The 11697-nt window shown below is 71.8% G+C and carries 7 protein-coding genes; 6 read left to right on the top strand and 1 reads right to left on the bottom strand.

The annotated features are described in order from the left end of the window. Positions 1-3: 3 nt before the first annotated feature. The 4 genes from AS029_RS10700 to recR all read left to right on the top strand — a co-directional run bounded on the left by AS029_RS10700 (position 4) and on the right by recR (position 7313). Positions 4-738, top strand: coding sequence for an HAD family hydrolase (locus AS029_RS10700; RefSeq protein ID WP_058232588.1), 735 nt, complete (start codon positions 4-6; stop codon positions 736-738). A gap of 120 nt (positions 739-858) precedes the next feature. After that, complete coding sequence (locus AS029_RS10695; RefSeq protein WP_058232587.1) at positions 859-3396, top strand: glycoside hydrolase family 65 protein; 2538 nt, start codon at positions 859-861, stop codon at positions 3394-3396. 312 nt (positions 3397-3708) lie between these two features. Then, positions 3709-6720, top strand: coding sequence for a DNA polymerase III subunit gamma and tau (locus AS029_RS18085; RefSeq protein ID WP_058232586.1), 3012 nt, complete (start codon positions 3709-3711; stop codon positions 6718-6720). Beyond that, positions 6720-7313 (top strand): recombination mediator RecR, encoded by a 594-nt coding sequence (gene recR, locus AS029_RS10685; RefSeq protein ID WP_058232585.1) that lies wholly within the window; start codon positions 6720-6722, stop codon positions 7311-7313. The genes AS029_RS18085 and recR overlap by 1 nt, the downstream gene beginning before the upstream one ends. 138 nt (positions 7314-7451) lie before the next feature. Here recR and AS029_RS10680 read toward each other — a convergent pair whose 3' ends face one another. Beyond that, entirely contained in the window at positions 7452-8852 is a 1401-nt protein-coding gene (locus AS029_RS10680) for a threonine/serine exporter family protein (protein WP_058232584.1), read from the bottom strand. Positions 8853-9037: 185 nt separating this feature from the next. On the opposite strand from AS029_RS10680, the gene AS029_RS10675 reads away from it, so the two are divergent. Both AS029_RS10675 and AS029_RS10670 read left to right on the top strand, forming a co-directional pair. Then, complete coding sequence (locus AS029_RS10675; protein WP_058232583.1) at positions 9038-10324, top strand: aspartate kinase; 1287 nt, start codon at positions 9038-9040, stop codon at positions 10322-10324. A 227-nt stretch (positions 10325-10551) separates the two neighbouring features. After that, positions 10552-11622 carry an aspartate-semialdehyde dehydrogenase gene (locus tag AS029_RS10670; protein ID WP_058232582.1) on the top strand — a complete coding sequence of 357 codons (1071 nt, stop codon included), beginning with the start codon at positions 10552-10554 and terminating at the stop codon, positions 11620-11622. The last annotated feature ends 75 nt before the right edge of the window (positions 11623-11697 follow it).

Below are 11697 nucleotides of genomic sequence, written 5' to 3'. Positions count from 1 at the left end.
CCCGTGACCGAGACCGCCGATCTGCCCGACCTGACGACGTTCGACGGTGTGCTCTTCGACCTCGACGGGGTTCTGACGCCCACCGCCGAGGTGCACATGCGGGCGTGGAAAGAGATGTTCGACGATCTCTTCGCCGCGTGGAAGATCGAGCCCGCGTACACCGATCGCGACTACTTCGAGTACGTCGACGGCAAGAAGCGCTACGACGGGGTCGCGAGCCTGCTGCGCAGTCGCGACGTCGAGGTGCCGTGGGGCGAACCCTCCGACGACCCGTCCGAAGACACCGTGTGCGGTGTCGGAAATCGCAAGAACGCCGTGTTCTCGCGCATCCTGCGCGCCGAGGGCATCGCCCCGTACCCCGGGTCGGTCGCGCTGCTCGACGTGCTGCAGGCGGCCGGCATCCCCGTCGCCGTCGTCTCGAGTTCGAAGAACGCCGTCGAGGTCCTCGAGGCCGCGGGGCTGCGCGAGCGCTTCCCCGTCGTCATGGACGGCGTGATCGCCGAGCGGGACCACCTGGCATCCAAGCCCGCCCCCGACGTCTTCGCCGAGGCGGCACGCCTGCTCGGCGTCGACCCCGCACGCTCGGTCGCCGTCGAAGACGCGCTCAGCGGGGTGCAGTCGGCGGTCGCCGCCGGCTACGGCGTCGTCGTGGGCGTCGACCGCGGGGTGGGAGCCGACGATCTGCGCGGCGCCGGAGCGAGCGTGGTCGTCGACGACCTCGCTGCGTTCGTAGACTGAGCCGTCGCCCTCGGACGACACCGCCGCACCCTGCGGCATCCTCGAGTTCCCCCCGCGCGCGGGCCCACCCGACACCGCCCGCGCGCAGACCCGTATCTCGCCACCGGAAGGCACGCCCCGATGATCGATCGCGATCGTTTCCCCGTCGACGAATGGCGCCTCGTCGAAACCCAGTTCTCGCTCGACGACGTGGGGGTGACCGAGACCCTCTTCGCGGTCGGCAACGGCTACCTGGGGCTGCGCGGCAACTCGATCGAGGGCCGGTTCGCCCTCGAACAGGGCACCTACATCAACGGCTTCCACGAGACGTTCCCGATCCGTCACGCCGAGCAGGCCTACGGCTTCGCCGAGGTCGGGCAGACGATCATCAACGCACCGGATGCCAAGGTGATGCGCGTCTACGTCGATGACGAGCCGCTGTCGCTCGACGTCGCCGACGTTCGCGAGTACGAGCGGGTCCTCGACATGCGCCAGGGGATCCTGCGTCGCAGCCTCCTGTGGGTCACCCCCTCGGGCAAGCGCGTCCGCATCGAAGACGAACGCTTCGTCTCGTTCGACGAGAAGCACCTCGCCGTGCTCCGCCTGACCGTGACCGTGCTCGACGCCGACGCGCCCGTCACCGTCAGCAGCCAGCTGTTGAATCGCCAGGACGGCGAGGGCATCTACGGCGGGTCGCCGATGGCATCCACCAAGGCCGGCTTCGACCCCCGCAAGACCGAGAAGCTCAGCGACCGCGTGCTGCAGCCGCGCGAGTACTGGCAGGACGGCGAGCGCTCGGCCCTCAGCTACGAGGTCAGCGAGTCGAACATGACGCTCGCCGTCATCGCCGACCACCTCGTCGACACGCAGAACGAGTACACCGCGCGGCGGCTCATCGAGCCCGACATCGCCAAGAACGTCTACCGCGTGCATGCTCGCGCGGGGGTTCCCACCACGATCACCAAGCTCGTCAGCTATCACACGTCTCGGGGCGTCCCCACCGGCGAGTTGCTCGACCGGTGCCGTCGCACGCTCGACCGCGCCGTCGAGATGGGCATCGACGCGCTGTTCGCGCAGCAGATCGCCTGGTACGCCGACTTCTGGGAACGCTCCGACGTGCGCATCGGCGGTCACGGCGATCTGCAGCAGGCCACGCGTTGGTGCCTGTTCCAGTTGGCGCAGGCGGCGGCCCGCGCCGACGGACAGGGCGTCCCCGCCAAGGGCGTGACCGGCTCGGGCTACAGCGGGCACTACTTCTGGGACACCGAGGTGTACGTGCTGCCGTTCCTGGCGTACACGTCGCCCCAGTGGGCGCGCAACGCCCTGCGGATGCGCTACCTCATGCTGCCGGCCGCGCGTAAGCGCGCGCACCAGCTCAACGAGGCCGGCGCGCTGTTCCCGTGGCGCACGATCAACGGCGAGGAGGCCTCGGCCTACTACGCCGCCGGCACCGCGCAGTACCACATCAACGCCGACGTGGCGTATGCGTTGGCGAAGTACGTGCGCGCCACGGGTGATGAGGAGTTCCTCGCCCGTGAGGGCGTGGACATCGCCGTCGACACCGCGCGCCTGTGGTCGACGCTCGGCTTCTGGCGCTCCAGCGACGCCGCCGCCGACGGCGAGCACGACTCCTTCCACATCCACGGCGTCACCGGGCCCGACGAGTACACCACCGTCGTCAACGACAACCTCTTCACCAACGTCATGGCGCGCTTCAACCTCCGATTTGCGGCGCGCACCGTGCGCGACCTCGCCGACGGCGACCCCGACGCCTACGCGAAGATGGCCGAGCGCATGAATCTCGACCCCTCGGAGCCCGAGCGGTGGGACAAGGCGGCCGAGGCCATGCACATCCCCTTCAGCGAGGCCCTCGGCATCCATCCCCAGGACGCCGTCTTCCTCGAGCGCGAGATCTGGGACCTCGAGAACACCCCGCCCGACCAGCGCCCGCTGCTGCTGCACTTTCACCCGCTGGTGATCTACCGCTACCAGGTGCTGAAGCAGGCCGACGTGGTGCTCGCGCTGTTCCTGCAGGGCAACCACTTCACGGATGCCGAGAAGCTCGCCGACTTCGAGTACTACGACCCGCTGACCACGGGCGACTCCACCCTGTCGGCCGTCGTGCAGTCGATCCTGGCGGCCGAGGTCGGGTACCAGGACCTCGCGCTGGAGTACTTCCGTCAGGCCGCGTTCGTCGACCTCGGCGACCTGCACCACAACGCGGCCGACGGCGTGCACGTGGCGTCGGCCGGCGGTGTCTGGACCGCCCTCGTGAGCGGCTTCGGCGGCATGCGCGACCACTTCGGACAGCTCACGTTCGACCCGCGTCTGCCCGCCGACTGGCCGGAGCTGTCGTACGTGCTGCACTGGCACGGCACCCGCCTCGACGTCACCCTCACCACCCATGCGCTGACGCTGCGTGCAGGGGGAGCGGGCGGTTCGGTGGCGTTCGCGGTGCGCGGGGTCGACTACACCGTCGCGCCCGGCGAGACCGTGCGCGTGCCGCTGCACGGCCAGGGTCCGGTGCGTCCGGGCCGCCCCTCGATCCGACAGCTCGAGGGCTCCGTCCGCGAGGACGGCACGCTCCTGTCGGCGTCGGTGCCCATCGTCACGGCCAGCATCCCGATCGTCGGCGACGACGACGCCCCCATCGCGGTCGGCCTCGACGGCGGCTTCTGACGGGCGAGGGGCCGCCGCGTTCGGCGTATCCGGCGGATGACGGGCGTGGTGGCGGCCGGGCCGGGAGGTGCTCGGGTGTCACGAGAACAGGGGATGCCACGAGAACAGGGCGCACGACGAAGGATCGGCCTGTTCTGGGCTCATGGCCTGTTCTGGTGACGGTGGGCGGACGGGGCGGCAGGCGGTGACAGCGCGCGACGGTGCGGCGGTACGGCTCGGCACCTGGTGTCCGAGGGCGGTGGTGCAGGGGGTGCGGACCACGGCGGACACGGCGGCGGAGGCGATGTCGGAGGGACGCCGTAGGCTGGTGTGGTGACGACAGCCCTCTACCGCCGGTACCGCCCCGAGGCGTTCGGCGAGATGATCGGGCAGTCGCAGGTGACCGAGCCGCTCATGACCGCCCTGCGCAGTGATCGCGTGGGCCACGCCTATCTGTTCTCGGGTCCGCGCGGCTGCGGAAAGACCACGTCGGCGCGCATTCTCGCCCGCTGCCTCAACTGTGCGGCCGGTCCCACCGACACCCCCTGCGGCACGTGCGACAGCTGCGTCGAACTGGGCCGCGGCGGTGGTGGATCGCTCGACGTGGTCGAGATCGACGCGGCCAGCCACAACGGTGTCGACGACGCCCGCGACCTCCGCGAGCGCGCGATCTTCGCCCCGGCCCGCGACCGGTTCAAGATCTTCATCCTCGACGAGGCGCACATGGTCACGCAGCAGGGCTTCAACGCCCTGCTCAAGCTCGTCGAGGAGCCGCCCGCCCACGTGAAGTTCATCTTCGCCACCACCGAGCCCGAGAAGGTGCTCGGCACGATCCGCTCGCGCACCCACCACTACCCGTTCCGGCTGGTTCCGCCCGCGGCCATGCTCGAGTACGTGCAAGAGCTCTGCGAGACCGAGGGGGTGGCCGTCGAAGCCGGCGTCCTGCCGCTCGTCGTGCGCGCCGGTGGCGGCTCACCGCGTGACACGCTCTCGCTCCTCGACCAGCTGATCGCCGGCTCCGACGCGGATGCCGCGGGACACATCCTCGTGCGCTACGAGCGGGCCGTCGCCCTGTTGGGCTACACCCACTCCGAGCTGCTCGACGAGGTCGTCGACGCCTTCGCGGCGAACGACGGCGGCGGAGCGTTCGCCGCGGTAGACCGGGTCGTGCAGACCGGACAAGATCCGCGGCGCTTCGTCGACGATCTGCTCGAGCGACTGCGCGACCTCATCGTCGTCGCGGCGACGGGCGCCGGCGCATCCGCCGTGCTGCGCGGCGTGCCCGACGACGAGCTGGAGCGCATGGCGCGCCAAGCGACCGCGTTCGGTGTGCACCGCCTCTCGCGCACGGCCGATCTCGTGGTGGCCGCCCTCGACGAGATGACGGGCGCGACCTCGCCGCGCCTGCAGCTCGAGCTGCTCGTGGCGCGCGTGCTCACTCATGCCGGAGTGTCGCAGGGCGCGTCGCCGGCCACGGCGCACGATCTCGAGGCGTCGCGCGGCGCATCCTCCGGCGCCCCGCAGCTCGCACCGGCCACGGGGCGCCCCGCATCGCCGGCCGCCGACATCGCCGCACCCGGGGAAGCGGATGCCGCGGCCACCGCGCCGCGCGTCGCCTCTCCGGCGGTGGCGTCGCCGGGGGTGGCTTCGCCGCGCGTCGCTTCGCCGGGGGTGGCGTCGCCGGGCGTCGCTTCGCCGGGGGTGGCGTCGCCGGGCGTCGCTTCGCCTGCTGTCGCGTCGCCTGCTGTCGCGTCGCCAGGTGTTGCATCGTCCGCCGCCGCCTCGCCGGCCGTCGCGTCCCCGCGGGTGGCCCCGCCCGCCGGCGCCTCCCCGCGGGTGGCTTCGCCTGCTGTCGCGTCGCCCGGCGAGGATGCTCCGCGCGTGGCATCGTCCGAGAGCGCCGCGCCGTCGCCCGACGCCTCCCCGGCGACGACGCCCGACGACGCGTCCGCCGGTGTCGCCTCCGCCGCCGCCCCCGTGCGGCCCGCCACTCCCGAGTCGTCCGAGCGCCGCGATGTCGCCGGAGGTGTCGAGTCGCACGACGATGACGCGCCGCCGCCGCTCACCGACGACGACGCCCCGCCGCCGTTCGACGACGAGCCGGCCATGACGCGAGCCGTTGCCGCACCCGAGACAGTCGCCACGGCGGCTCCTGCCACCGGCGCTCAGCCCGCTGCTCCCACGGCGACCGCCGCGCCCGATCCTGACGCGCACCCGTTCGACACCGCACCGACCCCTGACACCGCGACGCCGACGATCGCGTCGGCTCCGACGCCGGGCGATGGCATGCGTCCCTCGGCCTCCGACGGTGCCGCCGACGTCGCGCGCGCGGCCGACGCCTCCGCGCCCACCGCCTCCGACGACGCCTCGCGCGCGACCGCCGCCGCCGCCGCGTCCCCCTCCTCCGGCGCCGCCGCGCGCTCAGCCGAACCCTCCGCTCCGACCGCCTCCGACGACGCCTCGCCGCTCGACGCCCCCACGCCGACCCCGCCCGTGACGCCGGTCGGTCCGATCGAGCTCGGTCACGTGCGCGACGCCTGGCCCGAGGTGCTCGCCCAGGTCGAGGTCGCCAGCCGCCCGTCGTGGCTCGTCGTGTCGACCGCCACCGTGCGGGCGTTCGACGACGAGGTGCTGACCCTGTCGTTCCGCACCACGGGCGATCTGACCGCCTTCAAGACGCGGACCGCCGACGGGGGCCCGAGCGAAGACCTTCGTCAGGCCATTCAGACCGTGCTGGGCGTGCGCGTGAAGTACCTCGCCCGCCTCGAGGGCGACGGGCCGGGCGGTGCCGGTCCCGGTGCGCCCCCGCGTGGACCCTCGGCACCCGCCGCCGGGTCCGGCTCGGCGCCGCGCGGTGCGGGCTCGGCCGGGACGCCGGCCGGCCCTCGCTCGTCGGCGCCCTACGCGACGTCCGTGACGGAGTGGGCGGTCGCCCCGATCCCGTCCGCTGACGGCGCAGCCGCGGCCGCCCCCGGTGTCTCGGCATCCGTGTCCGTCGTGTCGAACGATCGGATGCCGGCTGCGCCCGTCGCGTCCACGGCGCTCGCCGTCGACGACGAACCCGATGAAGCGTCCGCCGCCCCCGAGGCGTTCGCGGTGCACCCCGGTGCGGTCCTGCCCCCGCGCGAGGTCGCGGCGTCGGTCGCCGCGCCCGATGTGGTCGACGACGACGACGTCATCCCGCCCGCAGACGACGTCGAAGCCCCCCTGCCCCCGGTCGTCGTGCCGCGCATGGCGCCGCTCAGCGGCGGTGTCCAGCGCTACGGCGAAGCGGTCGTGCGCCAGATGCTCGGGGCGACCTACGTGCGCGACGAGCCCTACGAGCCCCCGACGAGGTTCAACTGATGTACGACGGCATCGTCCAAGACCTGATCGACGAGTTCGGGCGGCTCCCCGGCATCGGCCCCAAGTCCGCCCAGCGCATCGCGTTCCACATCCTGCAATCGCCCTCGTTCGACGTCTCGCGCCTCTCGACGCTGCTCGGCGAGATCCGCGACAAGGTCAAGTTCTGCGAGATCTGCGGCAACGTCTCGGAGCAGGAGCGCTGCTCGATCTGCCGCGACCCGCGACGCAATCCCGCGCTCATCTGCGTGGTCGAAGACGCGAAGGACGTCGCGGCCATCGAGCGCACGCGTGAGTTCCGTGGGCTCTACCACGTGCTCGGCGGCGCCATCAGCCCGATCGCCGGAATCGGCCCCGACGACCTCCGCGTCGCGCAGCTCATGCAGCGTCTGGCCGATGGCACGGTGCAAGAGGTGATCCTCGCGACCAACCCGAACCTCGAGGGCGAGGCGACGGCCACGTACCTCAGTCGGCTGCTGCACACCCTCGAGATCCGCGTGACCCGCCTGGCATCCGGTCTCCCCGTCGGCGGCGATCTCGAATACGCCGACGAAGTCACCCTCGGCCGTGCGTTCGAGGGCCGTCGCACGCTCTGACCCGAGCCGCCAGCCGCGCACACGGCTTGTCGTGCACGGCCCGGACTCGCTACCCGCGCTTGGACCCGCTACCCGCGCCCGGACCCGCTACCCGCGCCCGGACCCGATACCCGCGCCCGCTACCCGCCCGCGGACCCGCTACCCGCGCGCCCGCGCGCGAACCCGCGTCACGCTCGACAGGGTCGCGCGCACAGGCTGGCCCAGGTAGATGCCCAGCGATGCGCCGACGGCCAGCGCGATGCCGATCGTCGCCGCGCCCGCCAGCGTCGTCACGCCGGTCATCAGCACCGCGGCGTCGTCGCCGGATTCCACGATGCCCAGGAGTCCGCGGAACACCGCCGCACCGGGCACCAGCGGCAGGATCGCCGCGGTCGTGATCGCCACCGACGGCACGTGCAGGCGGTAGGCGACGACGATGCCGGCGAAGCTGCCGATGAACGCGCCCACGCCGCTCGCGGCGGCCACCTCGAACCCGAGGCCCGTCGCCCCGACGTAGCCCGCCCAGGCGACCAGGCTCAGAGCGGCGCTGACGAGCACGATGCGCGCGCCGGCGCCGTTGTAGACCGCCACCGCGACCGCGATCACCGCGGCTCCGACGAACTGCACGGTGAGGGGCCCGAGCGGCAGGGCGTTCGACGGGGGCGACATGCCGAGCCCGATGACGCGGACGGTCTCGAGGCCCGCGAGGATCCCGAGCACGACACCGAGGGTCTGCGTCGTGAGCTCGAGGATGCGCCCGGTCGCCGTCAGCGCGAACCCGTCGATGGCGTCCTGCGCGGCGCCCACCACGGTGAGGCCCGCGAGCATGAGCACGATCCCGGATGCCACGATCACCGACGGGCGGATATCAGCGGCGGCGTCGATACCGGTGTACCGCAGCAGCGGCGACAGGGCCGCGACGACGGTCAGCACGAACCCACCCGCGATTTGGGCGAAGAAGTACGGCACGCGCCCCCGCGCCATCACATGCTGGGTCGTGGCCGCGAGCGCCGCCGCGACGAACGACAGCACCAGGGCCAGCCAGTTGACGCCGAACATGATCGCCACGCCCGCCGCCAGCGAGGCCTGCGAGGCGATGACGATGGCGGGACGGTAACGGAACGGCAGGCGGCGGATCGCCCGGCACCGCGCGATGGCGTCGTCGAGGGCGAGCCCGCCCGCGATCTCGATCACGAGCGCCTGCAGTCGTTGCAGCTTGGCGTGGTCGGGCACCGATCCCCGCACCACGCGCAGCAGCGTCGTGGGGTGGTTCGCCCCGGGGCGGCTGTGCGCGATCGTGATGGAGTTGTACGTCACGTCGACGTGCACGGGGTCCAGGCCGTAGGCGCCGCACACCCGCACGATCGTCACGGTCACCTCGTTGGCCGGGGCGCCGACGACCAGCATCGTCTCGCCGATGCGGATGGCGAGGTCGAGGATCCGCGTGGCCAACGCCTCGTCGATGACCGGCAGCAGGGTCGTGTCGAGGGATGCCGCGTCGTCGGCGGAATGCGTCAGGCGCCGTAGCGAAGAGAGCCAGTGGCCGGGGGTGAGCGGCATGCGATCGCTCCAGGGGGAGGGGGTGGAACCCGTCGATACTAGCTGCGCAGGACGGTGGGTCCGCTGGACGCCGATGCGCATGGCGGATGCGGTATGAGCGCGCATCTAAGATGATCCCTTGGGCGCGGCACCAGCGCCGGCGTCGTGGCATCGGCGACGCACGACCCCCTCCGGGAGTTCTCCTCATGGCTCTGATCGTCCAGAAGTACGGCGGCTCGTCCGTCGCCGACGCCGAGAGCATCAAGCGCGTCGCCAAGCGCATCGTCGACACGCGCCGCGCCGGTCACGAGGTCGTCGTGGCGGTCAGCGCCATGGGCGACACGACCGACGAGCTGCTCGACCTCGCGGGTCAGGTGGCCCCGATCCCCGCGCCGCGCGAACTCGACATGCTGCTCTCCAGCGGCGAGCGCATCTCGATGGCGCTGCTGGCCATGGCCATCCACTCGATGGGCTTCGAGGCGCGCTCCTTCACCGGCAGCCAGGCGGGCATGATCACGGATGCCACGCACGGCGCTGCCCGCATCGTCGATGTGACGCCCGTGCGTCTGCGCGAGGCCCTCGACGAGGGAGCGATCGTCATCGTCGCTGGCTTCCAGGGCTTCAACCGCGACACCCGCGACATCACCACGCTCGGCCGGGGTGGTTCCGACACCACCGCGGTCGCGCTCGCCGCGGCGCTGAAGGCCGACGTCTGCGAGATCTACAGCGATGTCGACGGCATCTTCACCGCCGACCCGCGCGTCGTCCCCCTCGCCCGCAAGCTCAACCGCGTCGGCAGCGAAGAGATGCTGGAGCTCGCCGCGAACGGCGCGAAGGTGCTCTACATCCGCGCGGTCGAGTACGCCCGTCGTCACGGCGTGCTCATCCACGCGCGTTCCACCTTCAGCTCGGGCGAGGGCACCTGGGTGCTCGACGCCTCGAAGTCCTCACCGCTCGTCCCCGAGGGAGACACCATGGAAGAGCCCATCGTCGCCGGCGTCGCCACCGATCTCAGCCAGGCGAAGATCACCGTCATCGGCGTTCCCGACGTCCCCGGCAAGGCCGCCGACATCTTCAAGATCGTCGCCAAGTCGGGCGCGAACGTCGACATGATCGTGCAGAACGTCTCCGCCGCCGCCACCGGCCGCACCGACATCTCGTTCACCCTGCCCAAGACCGATGCGGCGACGGCGCTGCGAGCGCTGGCCGGAGAGCAGTCCGAGGTGGGCTTCGAGAGCCTCGTCCACGACGACCAGATCGGGAAGCTGTCGGTCGTCGGTGCCGGCATGCGCACGCACTCGGGCGTCTCGGCGACGCTGTTCGAGGCGCTCAGCATGGCCGGTGTGAACATCGAGATGATCTCGACCTCCGAGATCCGCATCTCCGTCGTCGTGCGCGGTGTCGACCTCGCCGAGGCCGCTCGCCTGGTGCACACCGCGTACGGTCTCGACAGCGACATCGAGGCCACCGTCCACGCCGGCACCGGACGCTGAGCCGCCGGCTCCCTCGACCGATCATCGGCGCCGTGCCTCCGCGGACACGACGCAGGAGTCCCGGGCCATCCGTTCGCCGCACCGGCGGATTTCCGCCGATCTGCGGCGGGGGAGCGACAGTTCTCCTGCGTCGTGACGCCGCGGTCGTCGCCGACCGGCGTCGCGCGCTACCCTGACCCGAGCCGCGCGTCGCGGCATCCACCACCCGAAACACCCGAGGACCACGCATGACCCGCATCTCCGATTCCGGAATCTCCCTCGCCGTCGTCGGCGCCACCGGCCAGGTCGGCACCGTCATGCTCGAGATCCTCGCCGAGCGGTCCTTCCCGATCCGCGAGCTGCGCCTGTTCGCCACGGCCCGCTCCGCCGGCAGCACCGTCGACTTCGCCGGGCACTCCGTCGTCGTCGAAGACGTCGCCACGGCCGACCCCGCCGGCGTCGAGGTCGCTCTCTTCTCGGCCGGTGCCACGGGCAGCCGCGCGCACGCCCCCCGCTTCGCCGAGGCCGGCGCGCTCGTCATCGACAACTCCAGCGCCTGGCGCATGGATGCCGAGGTGCCCCTCGTCGTGAGCGAGGTCAACCCGCACGCGATCGACCAGGCCGTGAAGGGCATCGTCGCCAACCCCAACTGCACCACCATGGCGGCCATGCCGGTGCTGAAGGTCCTCGACGCCGAGGCGGGCCTCGAGCGCCTCATCGTCAGCACCTACCAGGCCGTCTCCGGCTCGGGTCTCGCGGGGGCGCAGGAGCTCCTCGGTCAGGTCGAGGGCGTGCTCGCGCAGGGCGATGTCGAGCGACTCGTCCGCGACGGCTCCGCGCTCGACTTCCCCGAGCCCGAGAAGTACGTCGCCCCGATCGCCTTCGACGTGATCCCCTTCGCCGGCAACCTCGTCGACGACGGCCTGAACGAGACCGACGAAGAGAAGAAGCTCCGCAACGAGAGCCGCAAGATCCTCGAGCTGCCCGACCTCCGCGTCGCCGGCACGTGCGTGCGGGTTCCCGTCTTCACCGGCCACTCGCTCAGCATCAACGCCGAGTTCTCTCGCGAGCTGTCGCCCGAGCGCGCCCGAGAGCTGCTCGCCGACGCCCCCGGTGTGCGCCTCGAAGAGGTTCCGACGCCGCTGCAGGCCGCCGGTACCGACCCCAGCTACGTCGGTCGCATCCGCGCCGACCAGTCCGCCCCCGAGGGCAAGGGTCTCGTGCTGTTCATCAGTAACGACAACCTGCGCAAGGGCGCGGCGCTGAACGCCGTGCAGATCGCCGAGATCGTCGCGCAGAAGCTCTCCGCACGCGTCTGAGCACACGGCATCCGGATGCCGCGAGCCGGGGTTGTCTCGACATCGAACCGACCGATCTCTCGATGTCGAGACACC

It is taken from the genome of Microbacterium enclense (genome assembly GCF_001456955.1).
GTDB classification, from domain to species: domain Bacteria; phylum Actinomycetota; class Actinomycetes; order Actinomycetales; family Microbacteriaceae; genus Microbacterium; species Microbacterium enclense.
Note: the sequence above shows the minus strand (reverse complement) of the source record. Positions and strands in the feature narration are given on the sequence as shown.

Coding starts and splice junctions, on each gene's coding strand:
- AS029_RS10695 (WP_058232587.1), top strand. CDS start 859: ATGATCGATCGCGATCGTTTCCCCGTCGACGAATGGCGCCTCGTCGAA.
- recR (WP_058232585.1), top strand. CDS start 6,720: ATGTACGACGGCATCGTCCAAGACCTGATCGACGAGTTCGGGCGGCTC.
- AS029_RS10680 (WP_058232584.1), bottom strand. CDS start 8,852: ATGCCGCTCACCCCCGGCCACTGGCTCTCTTCGCTACGGCGCCTGACG.
- AS029_RS10675 (WP_058232583.1), top strand. CDS start 9,038: ATGGCTCTGATCGTCCAGAAGTACGGCGGCTCGTCCGTCGCCGACGCC.
- AS029_RS10670 (WP_058232582.1), top strand. CDS start 10,552: ATGACCCGCATCTCCGATTCCGGAATCTCCCTCGCCGTCGTCGGCGCC.